This is a genomic window from Mesorhizobium sp. B4-1-3 (assembly GCF_006439355.1).
Lineage (GTDB): Bacteria > Pseudomonadota > Alphaproteobacteria > Rhizobiales > Rhizobiaceae > Mesorhizobium.
In genome coordinates, this window is record NZ_VFTG01000011.1 from 23,293 (window position 1) to 45,800 (window position 22,508).

Consider the following 22,508-nt stretch of genomic DNA (forward strand, 5'->3'; position numbering starts at 1 on the left):
TCTGCCGATGGCTAGGCCAATGGCGGTTTGGCCACTACGTGACTGCGATGACCTTGCCCGTTGCATTAAGGCGGCACAGGACTTTCGCCTGTCGCACTTGAACGCCACTTCGGAGAGCGTAGCTTATTCGCACTTCGATCGGCGCCGCCAGACCGGCGTTGCGTTTGCGCATCGGGCCGGCGCTGACCGCGGATACGCGCACGGCGCCAAGCGGCGTCGCGGCGGATACGATCGCCGCACGGCACGCGCTCAAGACTTTGGGCGGCGTGCCAGGTTTCGCTTTCTGCGACACCAGGGGCGCGAAGGGATAGCCCGCCGCAAATCGTTCAAACTCGCCGCCACCTGTGCCGGAAGGCTTCAGGACGGATGGGAGGCTGATTGCGGTTGTCGCGCTTTTCGCAGCGAAAACGGTGGTGCTGTCGGGGGTCGTGGTAGCCGTGGTGCCTGACGTTGTTGTGCCGGTATCTGTCGAACCGGCTGCAGCATCACCAACCGAACCCTGTGCGCCGATTGACCCGGTGCCGGTGTTCGCGGACGCGCCGACGCTTGTGCCATTTGCACTTGCCGAGGCGCCAACGCTAACCCCGCCCGCGCCCGCTGATGCCCCCACGTTTACGCCGACCGAGCCGCCGATACTTGCCCCCACACCCGCGGAGATGCCTTTTGATCCTGCGCTCACTCCAGCGGCAACGCCAAGGCCGCCGACTTTGCCGCCACCACCGACATCAAGGGCCGCCGCTGGTCCGGTGGCGGCAGCGATCATCAAGGCGACTGCCATGTATCTGCTCATTTCGGGACCTTTCTGCGGCATGCGTTCGCGCCAACCCAAATGCGCTTCTGGCCGTCGTCATCTAGGCTGGGTCGGGAGCAACTCGTCGGGAAGAGTGATTGTCGTCGCCACCAGAACGCGTTTCGGCGATCTTGCAATCTTCGCTTTGTTCTTGTCCTGCAGACCTGTTTGACGGACGGATTGACCACCCCGGTCGACAGGTGGAACTGCGGTGGAACGCACCCCCGGCCCACGCTCCATCTGCGCTGTGCGGCGCGCGCTTTGCGCCTTGACGAGGTCGATCGCCTTTCGTGCGGCGGTGAGCGCCACGGACATGTCGATCAGCTTTTGACGCTCTTGCTCCAACGCAGCGCTCAAGTCGGCAGATGCCTGCTTCGCAGCGTCTCTTTCCCGACGAGCGCCATCGGCATCGCTTGCGGCTGTAACCGCGCGCGTGTGCTCCAAATCCAATGCCTCATTGGCACGCTTTGCGGCAGCAACCGCCAACTGGAGGTCCTTTAGAGCGGTGGCCCGCTCGGCCGCAGCCAGATCCGCGCGTTTCTCACCGGCCTCGCCGGCTTGGCGGACCATTGCGAGTTCGTGCTCGAATTGTTCGACCTTGTGCCGCTCTTCGGCAAGCAATCGATTTGACTCGGCCAGGGACGCATCCTTGGCGTTACGTGCTTCGTTCGAGGAAATGGCTTCTGCTTTCAAGCCCCTGATGACCCGCTGGGCCGCTTCGAGGTCGAGTTTGAGCGCTTCGTTGCTTTGCGTCGCATCATTCAGGGCTTTTGCCTGCTCCGCGGAGGTGCCGGCCAGCACTTTTACCTGCGCGCTTGCGCTGCGCTCGGCGTGCCGGCTTTGGCCCAGTTGAGCTTTGGCCGAAGCCAACTCACTTTGCGCCGCCATGATCTGTCGCTGCATTTCGGCGTCATTGTCCGCCGGAGATATCAGCGCCAGGAGGAGGATGCATCCAGGGACGGCGCTCCACCTCCAGTGGTGCACGCTGAAGCGAAGCCATGCCGGGCGCGGGTCGTCCTCGAACTCATCGTAGGGGTCATGCATGAATTTCACTGGTCACGGTCCTCTATCTGCTGGGCATTCTTCGCGATGCTCAAGAAACACGTCAAACCGGCTATGCGAGCGCAATTTAGGATTTTCTGTCTTAAAGGTTCGCTCCGTGTTGAAGTCGACCTATAGCCTTGAACAATTCGTATTTTTGCACAGTTGTCGGGATGTCTATACCAGTACGCCTTAGGCGCAGGACGCATCATCCAAATGGACTAAATGTCATGACTGATGATCTCGCCGCAAAATTTCTCGATGGCGGACTGACTAATGTCGGGCGGCGAGATCATGCTTCGCGTTCATTGGCTGACACGGTCTCGCCGTAGAATCGAGGGACATCGACTAGTCAGATCGGTACCTGCGGCCGGCGCGTGCCGCCGTTGCCCGGCAGGTCGACATCGCCGGCTCCTCGTGCAGACCGATGCATGGGTGGCCGGATTTGAGCCATGTCTTCCGCCGGCAGACCGGCATCTCGCCGACCCATCTGAGGCACCCGAGTTGCCCGGTTGCTGCCGGCGCGAAAGGATGGAGGCCGCGATGATCCTGGTCGAGTCGCATGCCCGGCCTGGCCGATTGCGCCGGCGCGAAAACCAACCGTAGCTTTGGTGACCAGCGGCGGTTGCGCCGCTGGTTCACAGTCGAAGTTCGCCCTCGGAGAGCCATGCCGCATTATCCCGACGCCATGCCTGGATCGAAGACCCTGTTCGAGCGCGCCAGGAAGGTGATGCCGGGCGGCAACACGCGCACCACGGTCTTCGTCGATCCGTTCCCGATCTACGCCGCGCGCGGCGAGGGCTGCAGGGTCTGGGATGTCGACGGCAATGCCTATTACGACTGCATCAACAACTTCACCGCGATGATCCACGGCTATGCGCATCCCGATGTCACCGCGGCCGTGGCCGGGCAGCTGCCCTCCGGCACCGCTTTCGGCGCCCCGACGCTGAGCGAGATCGAGCTTGCCGAGTTGCTAGTCGAGCGTCTGCCCTCGGTGACCAGATCCGCTTCACCAACTCCGGTACCGAGGGCGTGATGATGGCGATCAAGGCCGCGCGTGCCTTCACCGGTCGGCCGAAGATCGTCAAGATCGAAGGCGCCTATCACGGCTCCTACGATTTCGCCGAAGTCAGCCTGGATTCATCGCCCGCCAACTGGGGCGATCTGCCGAGGTCCACGCCCTATGCCAGGGGCACGCCGCGCGGCGTGCTGGAGGACGTGATCGCCGTGCCCTTCAACGAGACCGAGGCCTTGCGCGCCGTCTTCGCCGCCGAGGGCGAGACCATCGCGGCCGTGCTGATCGACCCGATGCCCAACCGCGCCGGGCTGATCCCGGCGCGCCGTGACTATCTTCAGACCATGGTTGAGATCGCCCATGCGGCGGGCGCGCTGGTGATCTTCGACGAGGTCATCTCGTTCCGGCTGGGATGGTCCGGCGCGCAAGGCTTGTGGGGCATCGAGCCGGACCTGACGGCGCTCGGCAAGATCATCGGCGGCGGTTTCCCGGTGGGTGCCGTGGGCGGGCGCGCCGCTATCATGGCGGTGTTCGATCCAACCTCCGGCAAGCCCGCGCTTCCGCATGGCGGCACCTTCACCGCCAATCCTGTGACCATGCGCGCCGGCCTTGCCTCGATGCAGGCGCTGACGAAAGAGAGCTTTGCGCATCTCAATCGTCTGGGCGCGCTTCTGCGCGACGGCGTCACGGCCTCATTCGAAAGGCATGGGCTTGCCGGCCAATGCGTCGGCCTCGGCTCGCTGTTCAAGGTTCATTTCACGTCGCACCCGGTCACGGACTACCGGTCCGTCTATCCGGGCCAGGCCGAGCGCGCGAAGTTCGACGCCTTCCACAAGGGTTTGCTCGGCCGTGGCGTACTCTCCGCCAGCTACGGCCTGTTCGCGCTGTCGACGCCGATGACCGAGGCGGATGCCGGCGCCATTCTTCAAGCGATCGACCAGACCCTGGGCGACATCGCCGCGCAGTCCTGAAAGCGGGCCACAGATGACAGCTTCTCCTCATGTCGTGGTGATCGGCGCGGGCACGCTGGGCATGTGCACGGCGCTCAATCTCGTTGAGCAGGGCGCGCGCGTCACGGTGCTGGAAGCGCAGTCGATCGCTTCCGGCTCGAGCGGCCGGTCCGTCGGCGTCGTCGGATCGCAGCTGACCGATCCGTTCGAGATCATGCTGCGTGTTCATTCGCTGCGTCGATTCCGCCAATGGGAAGGCGAGGGGCTTCGCTTCAACCATATCGGCTATCTACGCCTGGCCCGCACGCCCGCGCAGATGGCGCTCTTCGCGAGATCCGTCGAGATCCAGGCCGAGGCTGGGCTGAGGTCGCGCCTGATCCGCGCCGGCGAACTCAGGGATCTGGTGCTGCACATCAATCCCGATGGCCTCGAAGGCGGATTGTTCGGGCCCGACAACGGCTTCCTCGACCCGCACGAGATGTGCAATTTCCTGGCCGATATCGTCCGCGCCAAGGGCGGCGCAATCTGCCAGTACCGCAAGCTGCTCGGCGTAAAGCGGCGGCCGGGCGGCTATACGCTGGAAACCAATGGCGATGCGGTCAATTGCGATGTCGTGGTCAATGCGGGCGGCGCCTGGGCGCCGCAGGTTGCCGCGCTTTTCGGCCAGCGGCTGCACATCTGGCCCGAGCGCCATGAGGCCGTCGTCATCCATCTCGACGAGCCGCTCGGCTACACCATGCCGATGGTCATGGACCTGGTGAACGGCGAGGGCAGCGGCCTTAACTTCCGCCACGAAAAGCCGGGCGAGCTGATCGCCGAGATTCACAAGGTGAAGTCAATCGCGCCCGAGGATCCCGACAATTACAACGACCTGTGCGAGGAGCAGTCGAAGGTCGATCTGGCGGAGCTGCTTCTGGAACGTGTGCCCGACCTGCCGGGCGCGCGTCTCGGCCGCGGTTGGGCCGGACTTTATCCGGTGACGGCCGACCATCGTCCCTTTGTCGGACCGATCAATGCCTCGGAGCCGGCGCTGGTCACCGCCGCCGGTGCCGGCGGCTACGGCATCCAGCTCGCCCCGGTGATCGGCCAGATCGCCGCCGACTGGGTGCTGCATGGCACGCCGGTCTCGGTGCCCGGTTCGCGGAGCTTGGCGCCATCGGCCGAGCGAAACGTTCCCGGTCACTAACCGATGCGTTTTGACGAGGCTGAACGTCTAAGGTGCGACCGTTCGCGTTAACTATCCGGTCGCCTTTAATAGGGTCTGGAGGATACTGATGTTGGCCGCGAGCGATGGTCTCGCGATGCCGCAATTAGAAAAGAAGCGGTGCTATCGTCGCCATCTGCCGGGGAGGCGCCCAGCATCTTTGATGAGGAGCGCCGGCATGAATGTCGAGGAAGCAGTCACTGCGGCGACGGCGGGGTCAGGGGGCGACACGCCGCATTGATCTCCGGCCGGTCCGTTGCGAGCCATATGTGAGACTCCCGATTTGAGGTAGACTGCCCGCCTACGTCTGGGCTGGCGTTCATCGAACGGGGGCATGCGATGCAGGCGAAACCGATAGCGCATCCGGCGGAGCAACCTGCCGCAATACGCCTACCCTGGAAATTGACGTTTGACGTATCGTTTGAACGAAGTGTCTTGACCCGGATGCGCCGGAACGCAAAGCGCCCGGGGCGAGGGGAAGCTCGGGGCCTGTCGACGGCGTGAGACGATCGCCATCGGCGATCAGCGGGCGTTGCGGATGTCCATCCCGTCGGCGCCGGAGGCATGGCGCCTCGAGGTGTAATGATCGATTTCAGAACGGGCGATGTCCAGGTCCTTGAGCAGACAGTCGGGCATGGCCTGCATGGCGGCGCGGTCGCTGCGCATCCTCATTGCACGGTAGAAAAGTCTGAGTGAGCGGCCGGCAAAGCCGGTAAGGCCGAGGCCCGCGCGGCCGGTTTTACAAGCGGTGTGTTCCACGGTCGTTATCGTCGTCTCCATCGTTTTGCGGCGCGATCCCGTCGTCGATGGAGGAGTGTCGTTGACGACCGGGGGAACCAGCGTTGGAGCGGGCGTCGAAATTACCGTGAAATCTGGCAAGTTCTCAGTTTGAAATATCGCCCTTTGCCGATGCGGCACCGAGCGCGTCGTAACGAAGTCCTTCTTCCGATTATATCAGGATTCGCGTATATAAGGCCGCGTTACTATGCTCATTTTCAGAGGGGAATTAAGTCATGCGCAAACAGAAATCACTTGGACTGGCGCTTCTGGCTTCCACATCGCTTTTCCTCGCCGACGCCGCCTTAGCGAAAGATGCCTACAAAACACCATGCAGGGCGGATGCCCAGCGATTGTGCAAGATGGTCGACAATGCAAAGGGATTGAGCTGCCTTAAACAGCATCTCAGTGAGCTCACTCCTGCCTGCAAGGCGTTTCTCTCCAAGAAATGAGCGGTAATAGTCGACAAGGGATTTTACTGATTACATAACGGCCTACGGACCGCCAAGGCGGTTCTCCGTCGGGAATTGCGTCAAAGCAAGGGCATAGACCGGGTCGCTGCTTCGATGAAACGGCGAACCGCTGACGGAAGGCCGCCGCTGTGGTGCATGCGTGGCAACGGCCCATGCCCCCGGGAAGGTGGCCGCGGCCTTCAGGAAATCCGCTGCCCGGCCTCGTCCAGCAGGACACAGTCGCCCGGGTCGAAGCCGAGCTCGATCGCTTCGCCTTCGCGGAGCACGCGGCCGTCGATCGGGACGTTGGCGCGGACGTTCGCCTTGCCGCCTATGTCGACCTCGTAGATGGCGCTTCCGCCGAGATAGGAGGCCGACACGATCCGGCCGGGCAACCTGTTGGCGCTCGCTCCACCGACCGAAAGTTTCTGCGGCCGCACCACGACGGTGACGGCGCTGCCCCGCGCCAGGGGTTTGGACGCCAGCACATTGACCGTCTGGCCGCTGGCTAGCGTGACCGCCGTCGGCCCGTCGGCTTTGCTCACGATACCTGAAAGCATGTTGGCCTTGCCGAGGAAGTCGGCGACGAAGGCGGTGGCCGGCCGCTCATAGACCTCTTCCGGCGTGCCGATCTGCTCGGCCGAGCCGGCATTCATCACCACGATGCGGTCCGACATGGAGAGCGCTTCTTCCTGGTCATGCGTGACGAAGATGGCGGTGATGCCGGTCTCCTTCTGGATCTTCTTGATCTCGACGCGCATCTCCTCGCGCATATTGGCGTCGAGCGCCGAGAGCGGCTCGTCGAGCAGAAGCACCTGCGGCTCGAAGACGATGGCGCGCGCCAGCGCGATGCGCTGCTGCTGGCCTCCCGACAATTGCGACGGCAGCTTCCTCTCGCTGCCCGGCAGCCGCACCATGTCGAGCGCCTGGCCGACCTTGCGTCTGATCTCGGGCTTGGCGACGTTGCGGTATTTCAGCCCGAAGGCGACATTGTCGAACACGCTCTTGTGCGGAAAAAGCGCATAGCTCTGGAACACCAGCCCAATATTGCGCTTGTAGATCGGCACGTCGTCGACGCGCTGCCCGCCGATCATGATCTGGCCGGCCGAAATATCCACCAGGCCGGCGATGGAGCGCAGGATCGTTGTCTTGCCGCAGCCCGAAGGGCCAAGCAGCGTAACGAAGCTGCCTTTGCGGATCGACAAGGAGAAATCGCGCACCGCGACGAACTTGCCATAGGCGATATCGATGTTGCGGAACTCGACCGCCGGGCTGTTGGTCCCGGCGGCCGCGCTCACAACGGCTGCCCCGGCCGATGCCGGCCGGGGGTTGAGTGTCGCGTCCTGGCCGTCAGGCACCTTTCGAGATCCTATTCCACTGCTTGGTCCAGGCGTCCTCGTTGGTCGCCCAGTAGGTTGGATCGGCGAAGGTCAGCGACTTCATGGTGCCGGTCTTATCGAAAGCCGGCAGCTTCTCGATCTTCTCGGTCAGCTTGACCTTGGTCGGGTCGAGCGAGGGCGGGTAGCTCTGGCCTTCGGCCACTGCGATGGCGGTCGCCGGGTCGAGCATGAAGTTGATAAGCTCCTCGCACTCGGCCATCGGCGAGCCTTTCAGGATCAGCATGTCCTCCATCCACGCGTAGGAGCCGGCCGGATCGAGATAGCCGATCGGGTGGCCCTGGTCCTGCAGCGCCGCGACGCGGCCCGACCATGCATCGGTCACCACGATCTCGCCCTTGGACAGCAGGTCCATCAGTTCCGCGCCCGAGCTCCAGAATTTCTTGGCGAGGTCGCGCGTCTCGCGCACCTTGGCCCAGATCGCGTCCATGTCCTTGAGATTGTTGGGGTCCTGTCCGGTGGCCAGGGCCGCGTACCAGACGCGCGTGGTCATGTCGGAATAGCCGCCGACCTTGCCGGCATACTTCTTGTCGAGCAGAAGCTGCGCGCCTTTTTCCTTGGCTTCCTCCGGTGAGATCACCGTGGTGTTGTAGGCGATGCCGGTGGTGCCGTAGTCGTAAGGCACGGCCGAGAGCTTCGGCGTCAGCTTGCGGAACGGCTCGATCATCGGCTGCAATACATTCGCCATGTTGGGAATGTTGGCCTCGTTGATCTCCGAGGTCAGGCCGCCATTGACGTATTTGATGTAGTAGTTGACGCCGGAGGAATGGATGACCTGGTAGTCGCCAGGCTTCGCGGTCTTGATCTTGGTGATGATCTCGTCCTCGTCGCCGAACGTGCCCTGGACCACTTTGATCTTGGTCTTGGCCGTGTAGGGCTGGAAGGCGAATTTGTCGATCGCGTCCTGCACTGTGCCGCCCCAGCCGTCGAAGCGCACCTGCTCGACCGCGGCCAGCGCCCGGCCCATCCATGGCATGGAAAGCCCGGTCGAGGCCGCCGCGGCGGCGGTCAGCGTCAGGAAAGTGCGGCGGCTCACGTCGCCGTTGAGATATCTGTCGTGCAGCCGCTCCAGCCGCTTGGTGGTGGTCAGTTTCATCGTGTTTCCTCCTTGGGTTCGCCGCGTCTTCTCAGTTTTGTCAAGCTTTGCATCAGCAGGCCGCCGAGCAGCGGGATGCCGACGGTCACCACAATCATCACGGTGCCGAGCGCGTTGATCTCCGGGCTGATCGAGATTTTCAGCATCGAAAGGATTTGGGTGGGCATGGTCTCGACACCCGCCGGCCGCCAGAACAGGCTGGCCGAGGTGTTGTCGAACGAGATGGTGAAGGCGAGCAGCGCGCCCGCGACGACGGCCGGGATCAGCAGCGGCAGCGTGATCTCGCGGAAGGAGGCGAAGCGCGAAGCTCCCAGCGAAAGCGCTGCCTCCTCGTAGACGCGCCGGATGCCGACCATGCGCGCCTGCGTGATCAGCACCACATAGGGCACGGCGAGCAGGATATGGCCGAGCACCAGCAAAAGCATGGTCCTGGGCTGGTCGATCGCCTTGATCAGCACCAGCAGACCGACGCCCAGAATGGTTTCCGGCACCAGGGCCGGCAGGATCACCAGCGTGCTGAGCGTCTGTTTGCCGGGGAAATCGAAGCGCACCAGCGCGAAGGCGGTGACGACGCCGATTGCCGTGGTGACGGCGGCCGTGACCAGCGCGATCCACAGCGAGGTGCGGAAGGCGGCCAGCACCGCTTCGTTCCCCATCAGCTTGCCGTACCACTGCAGGGAAAAGCCGGTCATCGGGAAGCCGCCGAACATCGAGGCGTTGAACGACAGGATGACCGTCGCCACGATCGGCGCGAACATGAAGATGTAGACGCAGACCGTGACGAAGCCGGTCAGCCTCCAGGCCCATCGGCCTTCCTCTTTCCGTCGTGCCGTCATCCGCCCAACCCTTTGACGATCTGCGACGTGCCCATGTAGCGCGTATAGATGGCGGCGAAGAAGCCGAGCACGACGAACAGCACGATCGAAAGCGTGGCCCCCATAGGCCAGTTCAGCTCTCCCATGATGGTGTCGTAGATCAAATTACCGAACAGCGCGTCGCGCCCCGAACCGAGAAGCTGCGGCGTCACATAGCTGCCGGCGGCCAGCACGAAGCAGAGCAGCAGGCCAGCCGCCAGGCCGGGCAGCGAAAGCGGCAGCGTCACCTCGCGGAACGCCTGCGCGCTGGTGCAGCCCATCGAGCGGGCCGCCGCAATCAGCGTGCGGTCGATGCTCTCCAGGCTGACATAGACGTTGAGGATCATGTAGGGCAGCAGGAAATGCAGCATGCCCAGGATGACCGCGCCCTCATTGTAGAGCATCTGCAGCGGCTCATGAATGATGCCTAGTTTCAGCAGCGTGACGTTGATTACGCCCTGTTCGCCCAGGATGTTGATCCACGAGAAGGTGCGGATGGTAAAGCTGATCCAGAACGGCACGATGAGCAGAAGCAAGAGCAGCCATTTGTGCTTGAAGGTCGTCGCCCAGATGAAATAGGCGGGAAAATAGCCGAGCACGCCGCACAGCAGTGCCGTCATGGCGCCGACCCTCAGCGTCTTCAAAAGGAAGCTGTGATAGTAGCTGTCGGTGAAGAATTCGTGCCAGTTGGCGGTCGTTAGCGCGCTGGTTTCCACGCCGGCGGTGACGAAGGTGAAGAAGGTGTAAGCCGCCATCACGGCGATCGGCAGCACCAGGAAAAAGATCAGCAGCAAGAGCACCGGCGCCACCAGCACCCAGGCCAGCCGTGGATCATACAATGTCCAGCGATTGTTCATGCGCACCCGAAGGTAGGCGCCTTCTTCGAGGCGCTTATGTTCCCGCAATGAAGATTGTTTCATTGCCGCCGCGATGTCTACAGGCGCTGGCCCAAATTCGATTCAGCCAGGGAAGGGGGCGATGGTCTCATGGGATCGGGGCGGCTTTTTGTCGCCGCTCAATACCCACGCTCGACGAAACCGAAGCCCGCCGTCAGCAGCCCCGCCAGCAGGAAATAGCCAAGCGCCGCGGCACGGCGCGGAGCCGCCGGCGCGCGCCACGGTCGGAGCGAGCTTCGCGTCGCCCGATATCCGTGTCGAAATCCAGCTTACCTGCGGCGGTCCAGACGCGGCTATGAACTGACGGTGCCTACCGTTCCCTGAACGCCCGCGCGAAGGAGTCCATCATCGGGCGCACCAGATACTCGAAGAAAGTCCGGTCGCCGGTGCTGATGAAGGCGTCGACCGGGGTGCCGGGATAAAGCTGCTCGGCCTTCACGCCGGTGGGCAGAGCCTCCGTGATCTTCAGCTTGGCGCGGAAATAGGGTTCGTGCGTGGTTTGGTCGATCAGCCGATCGGCGGAAATCTCGCTCACCGTGGCCGGCACTTCCGGCGTGAGCCGTGTGTTGAGCGCCGACAGGCGGAGCTTTGCCGACTGGCCGACATGCACCTGGTCGATGTCCTTCGGCCTCAGCCGGGCGTCCACCACCAGGCCGGATGACGTGGGCAGGATCTCCATGATCTTTTCGCCGGGTGCGACCACGCTGCCTTGCGAATTGTAGGTCGAGGACACGACGATGCCCGCCGCGGGCGCGGTGATCGTCGTGCGCGCGAGCACCGCTTGCGCGGCGCGTACCCGCTCCTCGATATCGGCGAGGTTGGTGCGCACGTCGTCGAGCTTGGTCAGCGCTTCCTCGACGCGCTGCGTGGTGGCGCGTTCGGTCTGCGCCTCCGCCTCCACGATCTGCGTGTTGGCCGAGGCGAGGTCGGCCTCCAACGCGCCAGCCTGGCCGACCAGGTCGGCCTCCGAGCGCAAGAGCTGAGAATACTCGGTGCGGTTGGTGAGGCCCTTGCCGAGCAGGTCGGTCTTGATGCCGAGCTCCTTCTTCACCACCTCGGCCTGCTGCTCGATGGCTGCCTTCTGCGCGTTCAGCCCTTTGACCGACTCGCGATGCATGGCGACGCGCTGCGCCAGGATCGACTGCTCGGAGCGGAATCGTGCGAGCCTGGCGTCGAACTCCTTCTGCTGTTCGCGGATCAGGTTCTGGAACTCCTGCTGGAACGGCGCGGGCGCTGGCTCGTTGATCGGCGCCAGCGTGGCGAGCCCGTCGCGCTCGGCCTCCAACCGCGCCGCACTGGCCTTGAGCGCGATCCATTGTCTCGTCAGCCGGTTGAGATCGGCCTCCGCGGCGGTCCGGTCAAGCAGGATGAGGCCTTGGCCTTCGCGCACGTGGTCGCCTTCATGCGCCAGCAATTGTTTGATGATGCCGCCCTCGCGATGCTGGATCAGGATATTGCCGCCCGTCGCCGCGATCGTACCTTGCGTGATCACGGCGCCCGCCAGAGGTGCGCTCGCCGCCCAAGTGCCGAAGCCGCCGACCATCAGCGCGATCGCCGCGTAGCCGGCGAAGGCGGTGCGGCGGAAATCCGTGCGCGGGCGGCCGTCGAAGGTGAGGCTCTGGGTGGACATCGTCTACGAACCGTAACGGACAGTCGGCGCGGCGCGGATGGTCGGTGCGAACGATCCGGTCACCACTGTGTTCCGCTGCGCGCCTTTCGCCGGTTGCCGCAAGATCTCCGCGCTCGGCCCGAACGCCTCGATGACACCGCCGCGCAAGACCATCACACGGTCGCAAGCCGCGGCGATCGCGGGGCGATGCGTGATCACGATCGTGGTGACGCTGGCAGTGCGAGCCGCCGCAAGCACCGCTTCCAGCGCCGTCTCCCCGGCGCCGTCGAGATGCGTGCTCGGCTCATCCAGCACCAGGATGCGCGGGTTGCCGTAGAAGGCGCGCGCCAGTCCGATCCGCTGCCGTTCGCCGCCCGACAGCGTGCCGGCGATCGTCGTCTGGTAGCCGTCGCGCAGCGAAAGGATCAGCTCATGCGCCTCGGCGCGCTTTGCCGCTTCGACGATTGCCGCGTCGTTGGCTGTCGGGTCGAAGCGGGCGATGTTGTCGGCGATCGAGCCGGGAAAAAGCTCCACCTCCTGCGACAGATAGCCGATATGCCGGCCGAGCTGGTTTTCATCCCAGGTCCTGAGTTCGGCGCCGTCGATTCGGACCAAGCCGCCGCTCGGCTGCTCGGCGCCGACAAGCAGCCGCGCCAGCGTCGATTTGCCGGCGCCGCTCGGGCCGACGATCGCCACCGCTTCGCCGGCGGCTATCGCGAAGCTCAACCGCTTCAGGATCGGCTCGGCGCCGAACGTGGCATTCGGCGCGATGAAGAAAAGATCCTGCGCAGAAATAGCGCCCGTCGGGTCGGGCAAGATGAACTTGTGTGCTTCTCCCGGTTGCGCCGCAAGTGCGTTTCCCAGCCGCGCCCAGGCGCGCCTCGCCTCACCGAGCTGCCGCCAGGAGCCGATCAACTGGTCGAGCGGCTGCAGCGCGCGCGACGACACCAGCGAGGAGGCGAAGATCATGCCGGCTGTCATCTCGCTCTGGAGCACCAGCCAGGCGCCGGTTCCGAGGATCGCCAGCTGCAGCATCATGCGCAGCGCCCTGGACGCACCGCTGAAGACGGCGTTGGCGCCGGCCGAGCGGTCATGCAGGACAAGCGCCTCGGCCACGTGCCGTCCCCATGCGCGCGCAGCATTTTCCACCATGCCCATGGCGCGCAGCGTGTCGGCGTTGCGGGCGAAGGCCTGCTCGGCCCGGCTGGCCAAGGCCGAGCGCTCCGCCGAGAGCGCATCGTTCCTGCCGATGGCAAGCTGGTTGGCGAAGACCAGCACGACGAGCAGCGCCGCGCCGCCGAGCGTGACCCAGAACAACAGCGGATGGATCAGGTAGAGCAATGCGAGGAAGACCGGCGCGAAGGGCAGGTCGAACAGCACCGAGACGCCGCGCGAGCGGATGAAGGCGCAGACCGAGGCAAGGTCTGCGAGGGGCGACTGCGCATTGCCGGAGCCGAGCGAAGCGCCGAACATTCTGGCGCCCAGCCTGTCGTTGACCGTCGCGGCCACGCGCTGCGCATAGATCGCGCGGATGGCATCGAGGAAGCCGAGGAAACCAAGCGCCGCGACCGCGATGACCGACAGATAGACAAGGGTCTCGGAGCTCGAGGAAGGCAGCACCCGGTCATAGACCTGGAGCAGGTAGAGCGGGATCACCAGCAGCAACAGGTTGATGAGCAGCGAAAACAGGCCGACATCGGCGATGGCTCGACGCAAGACGGGCCGCAGTCCCGATTGTCCGGTCATTCCCGCACTTCCTCTCGAAGCCCGATCACGCGCCGTCGCCTAAACGTCCGGTTCAGACCGAATGCTCACTTGCCGCGTCGAAATGGTGCTGCGTGCTGCTTGTAGTGTGACTGGACAGCGCCAGCGCCTGGCTTGGCAGGTCGTTCAGCGTGTAGGCGTGGATATAGTCGATCTTCATCTGGGCCGGCGTGGCGAGATGGTCGGGCGGCGCGCCGGCCTCTCCGCCGATCGCGAGATCGACCAGCATGTACATCGGCTTGTTCATGTCGGACGGCGTCGCCGCTTCCGCGACCTGAACGCCGTCATAGGTCCACACCAGCTTGTCCGGGGTCCAAAGGAGACCATAGGTATGGAAACCGGCGGTGTCCATGACGTTCACCGTGGATCCCACCGTCGTGTGCTGGCCCGTCTGGTTGGTGTGCGCGGTCACCAGCAGCGAATTCGGGTTCTGGCCGTACATCTCCATCACGTCGAGCTCCGGCGGCCAGGAGCCGTCTTCCGGTAGCAGCCAGAAGGCCGGCCAGGCGCCGGCGTGTTCCGGCAGGTCGGCTTTCATTTCGAAATAGCCATAGGTCTGCGAGAAGGAGTCATGCGTGGTCAGGATGCCGGAGGTGTATTCGTAATTGTTGATCAGCGGCTTGATGTCGGCCGGCGCCTGCGCCGCGGTGATGGTGAGGACCCCGTTCTGCACACTGAACGGATGCATCGAGCTGGTCGGGGCGTAATTGGCGTCGATATACCACTGCAGTTCGCCATTGCGGGTGAGCGTGCTGCCATTCGGCGCTCCCCACCAGAAATTGGTGTCCCAGGTGCCGCCGTGGCTGTTGTGCAGGTTCAGCGTGTTGAACTCGTCGCTGAAGGACAGCGTCATGCCGGACTTGTCGATCGGCAGCTGGAACTGGTTGGGCTGGAATTTGTCGATCGTGGTGTTCTTGAATTCGAGGATTTCGCCCGATCCGAGGTTCAGCACCACATTAGGCCCAGCCTGGATCATGGCGTTGTGGACGGCGGCGAACGAAGTGAATCCGTAGCCATCGAGCCGCACAGCGTCGTTCGAGGCGAAATTGACGATCGAGTCGCTGCCGTTGCCCTTCGCGATGATGAAAACATCCGCGCCGCCGCCGCCATCGATCAGCACGTCGTTGCCCGCCCCGCCGTCGATCGTCTGGCCGCCCGCCGTGGCGGTGATGATGTTGTCCAGCGCATTGCCGAAGGCATAGTTGTGGGCGTTGGTGACGACGAGGTTCTCGACATTGTCCGGCAGCGTGTAGCTCATCCATGTGTTGATCGTGTCGATGCCCTGTCCGGCGTACTCGACCACCTTGTTGCCCGCCGAATAGAGGTAATAGATGTCGTCGCCTTGGCCGCCATACATGGTGACGTTGACGCCGCTGGAGGCCCAGATTGAGTCGTTGCCGCTGCTACCGTTGAATGTCGGTCCGGACGTTGCCGAAAACCAATGGTTGGAAGCGCCGCTATAATAAAGAGGAACGCCTACCGCGTTGACGACGAAACTCATCGGACACTCCTTCCGCGCTGCCCCGCCCGGATGGCTTGTTGCAAGTTCAAGTGCCTGATCCGAACCAACTTGCAGCGCGGGCTATCGTTCCCGAAAACAAGCATTTGGTACAGAGAAAATTGTCGGTATTTTTGTCGATATTTTATGGCGATAGAATAAGTGAGGCCTAATACAATTATGGCGCGAGCCGTTCTCAATTTTACTTAATTTTGCAAGGTTTTCTTCCGCTCAGGCCTCGCCCATCGCCATCGAGTTTCGGGCAGTCAGCCCTTGCGATTGCGCGCCCGGCCAGCCAGCGCCGCCGACCATGTCAGCCTGACCGTAGCGTTATATCCTGCATTGAAAGGCGCACGGTAGCCGCCCGGCAGAAAATTTGACAGCCTCTGTCGGATCGGCCGGGGCCCGCCCGTCCTTGGGGCATCGATCAACAAAGGAAGGATACCGATATGCCGAGCACCATCCAACTGCACCGCGTCCTGGCGACCAAGCCGGAGAAGGTCTACCGCGCGTTCGTCGAGACCGATGCGCTGGCCAAGTGGTTGCCGCCGAACGGCTTCACCTGCACGGTGCACGAGTTCGAGGGCAAGGTCGGGGGCAGCTACAAGATGTCCTTCCGCAATTTCACCACCGGTGACAGCCACACCTTCGGCGGCGAATTCGTCGAGCTCGTTCCCGGCGAGCGCCTGCGCTACACCGATCGCTTCGACGATCCCAACCTGCCGGGCCAGATCGAGGTGACCGTGATGCTGAAGAAGGTGTCGGTCGGCACCGAGATCAACATCACCCAGGCCGGCATCCCGGACGCCATCCCTGCCGAGGCCTGCTATCTCGGCTGGCAGGAATCGCTGCGCAACCTGGCCAAGCTCGTCGAGCCGGAGATCAATCAGTAGGTTCTGAGCAATTCGGTGCCTTCGCCGCACCTTCCCGTCTTCGATGGCGTCAATCCGAGCATGCGCGGCGGCCGGTTTCCCGGCCGCTGCCTTACCCAGGGTAAGCAAAATTTCACCAAGCGCTGATAAAAGCCGCTCCATGGATCGCAACAAGAACAACGATCTGTTCGTCCTGATGGCGGCGCTCGCAGCGCTGGCGATCTATAACATTGCCTGCGGCATCAAGACCGGCGAAGTCCGGGGCAAGTTGCATTGGGTAGCACTGGCTGACGATCCCACACGCTTTTGGAACATCGTGATCGGCAATTCGATTGTCCTGGTGGCTTCGATAGCCTTGTTGTGGGTCCTCAATTCCCGCAGGCCCGGATGATCCGAGCCGGTGTCCTCTTTGACCGCATGCCGCCCTTTCACACCGCCCGCGTGATGCCCCCATCCACTCGAATATTCTGACCAGTGATGTAGGCCGCCCCATTTGAAGCCAGGAACGAGATCGTCGCGGCGATCTCCTCCGACGTGCCGTAGCGCTTCATCGGCACGCTGTCGCGTCGCTCGTTCGTCGCCGGCAGGCTGTCAATCCAGCCGGGCAGCACATTGTTCATGCGGATGTTGTCGGCCGCGTAGGTGTCGGCGAAAATCTTGGTGAAGGCGGCAAGCCCGGCGCGCGCCACGGCCGAGGTCGGGAACATCGCGCTCGGTTCGAACGCCCAGGCGGTGGAGATGTTGATGATGACGCCCGATTTCTGTTTCTGCATCACCGGCGTCACCAGCCGGGTCGGGCGCACGGCGTTGAGGAAATAAGTGTCGATGCCCTTATGCCAGTCCTCGTCGCTGATCTCGATGATCTGCGCGCGGGGTCCGTGGCCGGCGCTGTTGACCAGAACGTCGATGCGGCCCCAGCGCTCCAGCGCGCCGTCGGCAAGGCGCTTCAGGTCTTCGTTCGACTGGTTGGAGCCGGTGACGCCGAAGCCGCCCAGTTCCTTGCCCAGCGCCTCGCCCTTGCCGGAGGAGGAGAGCACGCCGACTTTGAACCCGTCCGCCGCCAGCCGTTTCGCCGCCGCGGCCCCCATGCCGCTGCCGCCCGCCGTCACCAGAGCTACTTTTTCGCCTGCCATGTCCTGATCCATTCGTAGAATTGTTGAAAACGCCTCTATTAGCATGGACCGGACAGGGCATGAACCGGATTGGATTGCGCCAAGGCGTACGCGATTGGCGGTTCGCGCGCTGGCCCCCCAAAGGCGCTCACCGCCATCTTCGACGGCCACGCGCCGGCCGATGGAAGATCATCCGAAACGGTTGGCCGGCACGCCGCGCACGCCGGGCTTGAGCGCGAACAGGCCGCCCTCGGAAGGGTTGGCGGCAAGATGCTCAGCGCTCATGGTGAAGCGCGCGGAGGTCACGAACAATGTGGCGAAGTCCGTGCCGCCGAAGGCGCAACTCGTCGGCCAGCTGCAGGGCAACTCGACGATCCGGTCGAGCCGGCCGTCGGGCGCGATGCGAGTGAGGCAGCTTCCGCCAACCACCCTGCAGTTCCAGACATAGCCCTCGGCGTCCAGGCATGAGCCGTCCGGCAGGCCGCGCTCGAAACCGGTGAAGAAGGTACGCGCTTCGCCGAGCCGTCCAGCCTTGCGGTCCCAATCATAGCTGTAGAGCGCGTTCTTCATCGTGTCGGCGGTGATGAAGCGCCCGTCCGGGAGCCACACCATGGTGTTGGTGATGCCGAACCGGTCCTCGCTGAGGCGCCTCACATCGCCGCTTGAGCCGACCCGGTAGAGCCGGCCTTCATCGCTTGTAATCGCCATCGGCGCGTCGTCCGGCCCGATATTGTTGGCCATCGTGCCGACCCAGAGCGAGCCGTCCGGCCCGACCACGCCTTCGTTGAGCCGCGAGCCCGGCCGGTCGGCCTCGATCGTCGCCAGCGTCCGGAATGGCCCGCCGAAATCCCAAAGCGCGATGTCCTTGCGCAGGCCGACGATCGCGCCGCCATCGGCGCGCAGGCCGACCGAGGTGACGAGGTCGCCCGTCAGCCAGCGCTCATGCGCTCCGCTCGACGGATCGAGCCGATGGATCCGGCGGCCGATGATATCGATCCAGACCAGCCTGCCGACGCGCTCGTCCCACACAAGGCTCTCGCCGACCATGTCGTGTGCGTCGAAGATCAGGTTGGCTTCCGTTTCGTGCATGAGGGCTCCTCCGGGCAGGCTTTCAAAATCGGCTTGACATATATCTTTCGTGTGAAATATGGGCAATTCGACAATAACCTGTCATACAGGCTTTTTTCGAGGGAGCGGAATGCAAGAGCAGACGGACCCACCGGATGAGCCAAGCCCCGGCCTAGTCAGCACGGCGATTCAGGCGATCACCCAGCACATCCGGTCCGAGGGTCTTGCGCCCGGCGATCCGCTGCCCAGCGAGGCTGCCATGACGCGCCAGCTCAACGTCTCCCGCACTGTGGTGCGCGAGGCCTTCCGCTCGCTGTCGGCGATGCGCCTGATAGACATGAGCGCCGGGCGCCGCGCCACCGTCGCCAAGCTCGACACCGGCGCCATGTCGATGGTGATCGAGCACGGCATCACCACCCAGCAGATCAGCGTGCAGCAGGTCTATGACGTCAGGCGTACCATCGAGATGCGCACCGTCGCGCTCGCCGCGCTCCGCCGCACCGACCAGGAGGCGGCGGCCATTGGCCAATCGGCCCGGCTGATGCGCGAGAATTTCAGCAACCCCGAGGCCGTTATGGAGCATGACATCGCCTTCCACGAGGCGATCGCGGCGGCCTCGCACAATCCGGTCTTTTCGCTGATCGTCACCGCCTTCAGCGGCGTCACCCGCCGTACCTGGGTGATCGGCTGGCGCACCCGTTCCTCCGACGAGGCACAGCTCAAGATGATCAAGGGCCATGAGGACATCGCCGACGCGATCCTAAAGGGCGACCCAAGGCTGGCGGCTGAGCACATGGCCGAGCATTTCGACAAGAGCGTCAAGGCGCTCCTCGATGCGGGGATCGCCTGATGAAGATCCGCGCCATAGAGACCATCCGTATCGAGGAGCGACCGAACCTGCTCTGGGTCGAAGTCCATACCGACGAGGGCATCACCGGGCTCGGCGAGACCTTCTTCCTGTCGCGCACCGTCGAGGAATACCTGCACGAATATGTCGCGCCCAGGGTGATCGGCCGCGATCCCCTAGAGATCGACCTGCTCGCCGCCGACCTCGTCGGCTATCTAGGCTTCCGCTCCAGCGGGGCCGAGGTGCGCGGCAACTCGGCCTTCGACATTGCGCTGTGGGATATTTTCGGTAAGGCGACCGGTCAGCCGGTCGCGCAATTGCTGGGCGGCTTCAGCCGCCGCTCCATCCGCACCTACAACACCTGCGCCGGCACCGAATACATCAAGGACGCCAAGGGCCAGACGACGGCCAATTATGGCATTGGCGCCGGCCGGGATTATGACGACCTCAACGGCTTCCTCAACCGCGCCGGCGAATTGGCCGAGGAACTGCTCGAGGACGGCATCACCGCCATGAAGATCTGGCCGTTCGACCACGCGGCCGAAAAGACGCGCGGCAACGACATCTCCGCGGCCGACTTGAAGGCGGCGCTCGAACCGTTTGAGAAGATTCGCAAAGCCGTCGGCGACAAGATGGACATCATGGTCGAGTTTCACTCCATGTGGCAGCTCCTGCCGGCCATGAAGATCGCGCGCGCTCTGCAACCATACGCGACTTACTGGCACGAGGACCCGATCCGCATGGACAGCCTCGGTGACCTGAAGCGTTACGCAGCGGCCAGCCCGGCGCCGATCTCGGCCTCGGAGACGCTCGGCAGCCGCTGGGCTTTTCGCGACCTGTTGGAGACGGGGGCGGCCGGCATCGTCATGCTCGACATCTCCTGGTGCGGCGGCCTGTCGGAAGCGCGCAAGATCGCCTCGATGGCCGAGGCATGGCGGCTGCCGGTGGCGCCGCATGACTGCACCGGTCCGGTCGTGCTCGCCGCCTCGACGCATCTGTCGCTCAACGCACCCAACGCGCTCGTCCAGGAAAGCGTGCGAGCCTTCTATCGTACCTGGTACCGCGACCTGGTGACCGTGCTGCCGGAGGTCAAGGACGGCACGATCACCGTACCGCCCGGCCCGGGGCTCGGGCTGGCGCTCAGCCCGGAACTTGACCGCGCTTACACCGTCCACCGTCGCATCAGCGACGCGACAAGCATCTGAAAAATCCAAAGGGAGGAACAGACATGAAGAAACTCACCGCAATGCTATTGCTCGGCACCGCCCTGATCGGCGGCCAATCCGCGGCCCGCGCCGACGGGCTCAACATCGTCTTCACCCATCATTCGTCGGCCTCGAACACGTTCTGGCAGGCGGTGAAGAAGGGTTTCGACGATGCCTGCGGCAAGGTCGAGGCGACCTGCAACATGGTCTTCACCCAGACCGAGGGCTCGGTCGAGCAGCAGGTCGCCAACATGCGCGCCGCCCTTGCCGCCAAGCCTGACGCGCTCTTGACCTCGATCGTCGACGACCATGCTTTCGACGACGTCATCAAGGAAGCGCGCGACGCCGGCGTCTTGGTGATCGCCGTCAATGTCGACGACACCGAGGGCGCCAAGGGCAATGCGCGGCAGGCCTTTGTCGGTCAGGGCTTCAGGCCGGCCGGCTACTCGCTCGCCAAGGCGATTTCCGAGAGCTTCCCGAAGGACGGCCCGATCAAGGTGCTGGTCGGCATTTCCGCGCCCGGCCAGAACTGGTCCGAAAGCCGCGGCGCCGGCATCATGCAGTTCCTCGAGGAATACAAGGCCGCGCACAAGGACCGCGACGTGTCGTGGGAGCGCATCGACAGCGGCACCGATCTCGCCATCACCTCCGACCGCGTCGGCGCCTATCTCAACGCGCATCCCGACACCACGGCCTATTTCGACACCGGCTTCTGGTGCGCCGGCGTGGCGCGCGTGCTCGCCGATCGCGGCGTGGCGCCGGGCAAGGTGCTGCTTGGCGGCTTCGACCTCGTTCCGGAAGTGCTGCAGCAGATGCAGAAGGGTTATGTCCAGGCGCTGGTCGACCAGCAGCCCTACATGCAGGGCTTCATGCCGGTGATGGAGGCCTATCTGAACAAGAAGATCGGCCTTGCTCCTTCCGACATCGACACCGGCCAAGGCATCGTGCGTCCGAAGGAAGCCGACAGCATCATGGCGCTGTCCGCTCAGGGGCTGAGGTAAGCTCCTCAAATTGCGAGACCTGCATCGGCGGCGCCTGACGTCGCCGGTGCATCCGAATCCCGAACCCCGGAGCCTTCGTTGAAGCGCCTGTTCAAGACCTATCTCGAAAAGCCGGAGCTGGCCGGGCTGATCCTTTTGGTGCTGCTCATCATCCTGTTCCAGGTGCGCTCGCACGGTGTGTTCCTCAACGCCGACAATCTGCGCGGCATCCTCGGCATCCTGCCGGAGGCCGGCCTCGTCGCCATCGGCGTCACCATCCTGATGATCAGCGGCGAGTTCGATCTTTCGGTCGGCTCGGTCTTCGCGCTGATGCCGATGACCATGGCGGTGCTGATGGTGCATGGCGCCCCGTTCCCGCTGGCGTTGCTGGCCGGGCTGCTGGTCTGCGCGGCCATCGGCTTCATCAACGGCTACGTCACCATCCGCTTCGCGATACCCAGCTTCATCACCACGCTCGGCATGCTGTTCATGGCGCGCTCGCTCACGGTCGTGGTCTCGGGCGGCTTTCCGCCGCTACTGCCCATCGATTTGCCCAACTGGCTGTTCACCTCCTTTGTCGGCCCCGGCAACATGTTCCGCATGTCTTTCCTGTGGTTCGCGGCGGTCGCGGTACTGACCTCGCTGATGCTGTCGCGCACCAATTTCGGCAACTGGATCAAAGCCACCGGCGGCTTCCTGCCTGCCGCCGCCTCGATGGGCATCCCAACCGCCAGGGTCAAGATCATCTGCTTCATGCTGTGCTCGGTGCTCTCCGGCTTCGCCGGCATGCTGCAGGTGCTGCGGTTGGGCTCGCCGCTGCCCTCGATCGGCGAGGGGCTGGAATTGCAGGCGGTCGCCGCCGCCGTCATCGGCGGCGCTTCGCTGACCGGCGGCATCGGCACCGTTATGGGCGGCATCATCGGCACGACGCTGATCCGCGTCATCGACAACGGCCTTGTGCTCAGCCATGTCGACGCCAACTGGTTCAAGTTCGCCATCGGCTTCCTCACCATCTTCGCCGTCGTCGCCAATGCCTGGATGCGCAAGCGCGCCAAGGCCATCAAGATGGAGGGCTGAAGCG

The 22,508-nt window shown here is 63.8% G+C and carries 22 protein-coding genes; 10 read left to right on the forward strand and 12 right to left on the reverse strand.

Annotated features, from left to right (window positions below; all coding sequences use genetic code 11):
• Positions 1-34: 34 nt before the first annotated feature.
• Complete coding sequence (locus tag FJW06_RS15945; protein ID WP_140753196.1) at positions 35-790, reverse strand: hypothetical protein; 756 nt, start codon at positions 788-790, stop codon at positions 35-37.
• 57 nt (positions 791-847) lie between these two features.
• The gene (locus tag FJW06_RS15950; protein ID WP_140753197.1) at positions 848-1,843 is read right to left on the reverse strand and encodes a hypothetical protein; all 996 of its coding nucleotides are present in this window, start codon (positions 1,841-1,843) and stop codon (positions 848-850) included.
• A gap of 655 nt (positions 1,844-2,498) precedes the next feature.
• On the opposite strand from FJW06_RS15950, the gene FJW06_RS30825 reads away from it, so the two are divergent.
• Genes FJW06_RS30825 through FJW06_RS15960 form a run of 3 tightly spaced genes read left to right on the forward strand, consistent with a single transcriptional unit; the run spans position 2,499 to position 4,982 of the window.
• On the forward strand, positions 2,499-2,867 hold the full coding sequence (locus FJW06_RS30825; RefSeq protein WP_281404883.1) for an aminotransferase class III-fold pyridoxal phosphate-dependent enzyme: 369 nt from the start codon (positions 2,499-2,501) through the stop codon (positions 2,865-2,867).
• On the forward strand, positions 2,867-3,817 hold the full coding sequence (locus FJW06_RS15955; protein ID WP_281404884.1) for an aminotransferase class III-fold pyridoxal phosphate-dependent enzyme: 951 nt from the start codon (positions 2,867-2,869) through the stop codon (positions 3,815-3,817). Before FJW06_RS30825 ends, FJW06_RS15955 begins: the two co-directional genes overlap by 1 nt.
• 13 nt (positions 3,818-3,830) lie before the next feature.
• Entirely contained in the window at positions 3,831-4,982 is a 1,152-nt protein-coding gene (locus FJW06_RS15960) for an FAD-binding oxidoreductase (RefSeq protein WP_181178347.1), read from the forward strand.
• A gap of 540 nt (positions 4,983-5,522) precedes the next feature.
• Here the strand turns inward: FJW06_RS15960 and FJW06_RS15965 are convergent.
• Positions 5,523-5,759, reverse strand: a complete 237-nt coding sequence (locus FJW06_RS15965) for a hypothetical protein (RefSeq protein ID WP_210238963.1) — start codon at positions 5,757-5,759, stop codon at positions 5,523-5,525.
• Positions 5,760-6,013: 254 nt separating this feature from the next.
• Here FJW06_RS15965 and FJW06_RS15970 point away from each other — a divergent pair, with 254 nt between their 5' ends.
• Positions 6,014-6,229 (forward strand): hypothetical protein, encoded by a 216-nt coding sequence (locus FJW06_RS15970; RefSeq protein ID WP_140753200.1) that lies wholly within the window; start codon positions 6,014-6,016, stop codon positions 6,227-6,229.
• Between the two features lie 200 nt (positions 6,230-6,429).
• Here FJW06_RS15970 and FJW06_RS15975 read toward each other — a convergent pair whose 3' ends face one another.
• The 7 genes from FJW06_RS15975 to FJW06_RS16005 all read right to left on the reverse strand — a co-directional run bounded on the left by FJW06_RS15975 (position 6,430) and on the right by FJW06_RS16005 (position 15,346).
• Complete coding sequence (locus FJW06_RS15975) at positions 6,430-7,587, reverse strand: ABC transporter ATP-binding protein (protein ID WP_140753201.1); 1,158 nt, start codon at positions 7,585-7,587, stop codon at positions 6,430-6,432.
• Positions 7,580-8,722, reverse strand: coding sequence for an ABC transporter substrate-binding protein (locus FJW06_RS15980; protein ID WP_140753202.1), 1,143 nt, complete (start codon positions 8,720-8,722; stop codon positions 7,580-7,582). The genes FJW06_RS15975 and FJW06_RS15980 overlap by 8 nt, the downstream gene beginning before the upstream one ends.
• Entirely contained in the window at positions 8,719-9,558 is an 840-nt protein-coding gene (locus FJW06_RS15985) for an ABC transporter permease (RefSeq protein WP_140753203.1), read from the reverse strand. The genes FJW06_RS15980 and FJW06_RS15985 overlap by 4 nt, the downstream gene beginning before the upstream one ends.
• Entirely contained in the window at positions 9,555-10,433 is an 879-nt protein-coding gene (locus FJW06_RS15990; RefSeq protein ID WP_140753204.1) for an ABC transporter permease, read from the reverse strand. Before FJW06_RS15990 ends, FJW06_RS15985 begins: the two co-directional genes overlap by 4 nt.
• 349 nt (positions 10,434-10,782) lie before the next feature.
• The gene (locus FJW06_RS15995; RefSeq protein WP_140753205.1) at positions 10,783-12,102 is read right to left on the reverse strand and encodes an HlyD family type I secretion periplasmic adaptor subunit; all 1,320 of its coding nucleotides are present in this window, start codon (positions 12,100-12,102) and stop codon (positions 10,783-10,785) included.
• A gap of 3 nt (positions 12,103-12,105) precedes the next feature.
• Entirely contained in the window at positions 12,106-13,827 is a 1,722-nt protein-coding gene (locus tag FJW06_RS16000) for a type I secretion system permease/ATPase (RefSeq protein WP_140753206.1), read from the reverse strand.
• A gap of 52 nt (positions 13,828-13,879) precedes the next feature.
• Entirely contained in the window at positions 13,880-15,346 is a 1,467-nt protein-coding gene (locus tag FJW06_RS16005; RefSeq protein WP_140753207.1) for a family 16 glycosylhydrolase, read from the reverse strand.
• A gap of 446 nt (positions 15,347-15,792) precedes the next feature.
• Here FJW06_RS16005 and FJW06_RS16010 point away from each other — a divergent pair, with 446 nt between their 5' ends.
• Both FJW06_RS16010 and FJW06_RS16015 read left to right on the forward strand, forming a co-directional pair.
• Complete coding sequence (locus FJW06_RS16010) at positions 15,793-16,236, forward strand: SRPBCC family protein (RefSeq protein ID WP_140753208.1); 444 nt, start codon at positions 15,793-15,795, stop codon at positions 16,234-16,236.
• A gap of 139 nt (positions 16,237-16,375) precedes the next feature.
• On the forward strand, positions 16,376-16,606 hold the full coding sequence (locus tag FJW06_RS16015) for a hypothetical protein (protein WP_140753209.1): 231 nt from the start codon (positions 16,376-16,378) through the stop codon (positions 16,604-16,606).
• Between the two features lie 37 nt (positions 16,607-16,643).
• Here FJW06_RS16015 and FJW06_RS16020 read toward each other — a convergent pair whose 3' ends face one another.
• Both FJW06_RS16020 and FJW06_RS16025 read right to left on the reverse strand, forming a co-directional pair.
• On the reverse strand, positions 16,644-17,348 hold the full coding sequence (locus FJW06_RS16020) for an SDR family oxidoreductase (protein WP_140753210.1): 705 nt from the start codon (positions 17,346-17,348) through the stop codon (positions 16,644-16,646).
• A gap of 168 nt (positions 17,349-17,516) precedes the next feature.
• On the reverse strand, positions 17,517-18,416 hold the full coding sequence (locus FJW06_RS16025; protein ID WP_140753211.1) for an SMP-30/gluconolactonase/LRE family protein: 900 nt from the start codon (positions 18,414-18,416) through the stop codon (positions 17,517-17,519).
• A gap of 109 nt (positions 18,417-18,525) precedes the next feature.
• On the opposite strand from FJW06_RS16025, the gene FJW06_RS16030 reads away from it, so the two are divergent.
• The 4 genes from FJW06_RS16030 (at position 18,526) to FJW06_RS16045 (ending at position 22,504) form a co-directional block, all read left to right on the forward strand.
• Positions 18,526-19,245 carry a FadR/GntR family transcriptional regulator gene (locus FJW06_RS16030; RefSeq protein WP_140753212.1) on the forward strand — a complete coding sequence of 240 codons (720 nt, stop codon included), beginning with the start codon at positions 18,526-18,528 and terminating at the stop codon, positions 19,243-19,245.
• Positions 19,245-20,447: a mandelate racemase/muconate lactonizing enzyme family protein gene (locus FJW06_RS16035; protein ID WP_140753213.1), complete on the forward strand. Its 1,203-nt coding sequence runs from the start codon at positions 19,245-19,247 to the stop codon at positions 20,445-20,447. Before FJW06_RS16030 ends, FJW06_RS16035 begins: the two co-directional genes overlap by 1 nt.
• A gap of 23 nt (positions 20,448-20,470) precedes the next feature.
• Positions 20,471-21,448, forward strand: a complete 978-nt coding sequence (locus FJW06_RS16040) for a sugar ABC transporter substrate-binding protein (RefSeq protein ID WP_140753214.1) — start codon at positions 20,471-20,473, stop codon at positions 21,446-21,448.
• A gap of 78 nt (positions 21,449-21,526) precedes the next feature.
• Positions 21,527-22,504, forward strand: coding sequence for an ABC transporter permease (locus FJW06_RS16045; protein WP_140753215.1), 978 nt, complete (start codon positions 21,527-21,529; stop codon positions 22,502-22,504).
• Positions 22,505-22,508: the final 4 nt, after the last annotated feature.

Bases quoted from the DNA above. Each gene is read 5' to 3' on its own strand.
- FJW06_RS15945 (WP_140753196.1), bottom strand. From the start codon at position 790: ATGAGCAGATACATGGCAGTCGCCTTGATGATCGCTGCCGCCACCGGA.
- FJW06_RS30825 (WP_281404883.1), top strand. From the start codon at position 2,499: ATGCCGCATTATCCCGACGCCATGCCTGGATCGAAGACCCTGTTCGAG.
- FJW06_RS15955 (WP_281404884.1), top strand. From the start codon at position 2,867: ATGATGGCGATCAAGGCCGCGCGTGCCTTCACCGGTCGGCCGAAGATC.
- FJW06_RS15960 (WP_181178347.1), top strand. From the start codon at position 3,831: ATGACAGCTTCTCCTCATGTCGTGGTGATCGGCGCGGGCACGCTGGGC.
- FJW06_RS15970 (WP_140753200.1), top strand. From the start codon at position 6,014: ATGCGCAAACAGAAATCACTTGGACTGGCGCTTCTGGCTTCCACATCG.
- FJW06_RS15980 (WP_140753202.1), bottom strand. From the start codon at position 8,722: ATGAAACTGACCACCACCAAGCGGCTGGAGCGGCTGCACGACAGATAT.
- FJW06_RS15985 (WP_140753203.1), bottom strand. From the start codon at position 9,558: ATGACGGCACGACGGAAAGAGGAAGGCCGATGGGCCTGGAGGCTGACC.
- FJW06_RS15990 (WP_140753204.1), bottom strand. From the start codon at position 10,433: ATGAACAATCGCTGGACATTGTATGATCCACGGCTGGCCTGGGTGCTG.
- FJW06_RS15995 (WP_140753205.1), bottom strand. From the start codon at position 12,102: ATGTCCACCCAGAGCCTCACCTTCGACGGCCGCCCGCGCACGGATTTC.
- FJW06_RS16000 (WP_140753206.1), bottom strand. From the start codon at position 13,827: ATGACCGGACAATCGGGACTGCGGCCCGTCTTGCGTCGAGCCATCGCC.
- FJW06_RS16005 (WP_140753207.1), bottom strand. From the start codon at position 15,346: ATGAGTTTCGTCGTCAACGCGGTAGGCGTTCCTCTTTATTATAGCGGC.
- FJW06_RS16010 (WP_140753208.1), top strand. From the start codon at position 15,793: ATGCCGAGCACCATCCAACTGCACCGCGTCCTGGCGACCAAGCCGGAG.
- FJW06_RS16015 (WP_140753209.1), top strand. From the start codon at position 16,376: ATGGATCGCAACAAGAACAACGATCTGTTCGTCCTGATGGCGGCGCTC.
- FJW06_RS16020 (WP_140753210.1), bottom strand. From the start codon at position 17,348: ATGGCAGGCGAAAAAGTAGCTCTGGTGACGGCGGGCGGCAGCGGCATG.
- FJW06_RS16025 (WP_140753211.1), bottom strand. From the start codon at position 18,416: ATGCACGAAACGGAAGCCAACCTGATCTTCGACGCACACGACATGGTC.
- FJW06_RS16030 (WP_140753212.1), top strand. From the start codon at position 18,526: ATGCAAGAGCAGACGGACCCACCGGATGAGCCAAGCCCCGGCCTAGTC.
- FJW06_RS16035 (WP_140753213.1), top strand. From the start codon at position 19,245: ATGAAGATCCGCGCCATAGAGACCATCCGTATCGAGGAGCGACCGAAC.
- FJW06_RS16040 (WP_140753214.1), top strand. From the start codon at position 20,471: ATGAAGAAACTCACCGCAATGCTATTGCTCGGCACCGCCCTGATCGGC.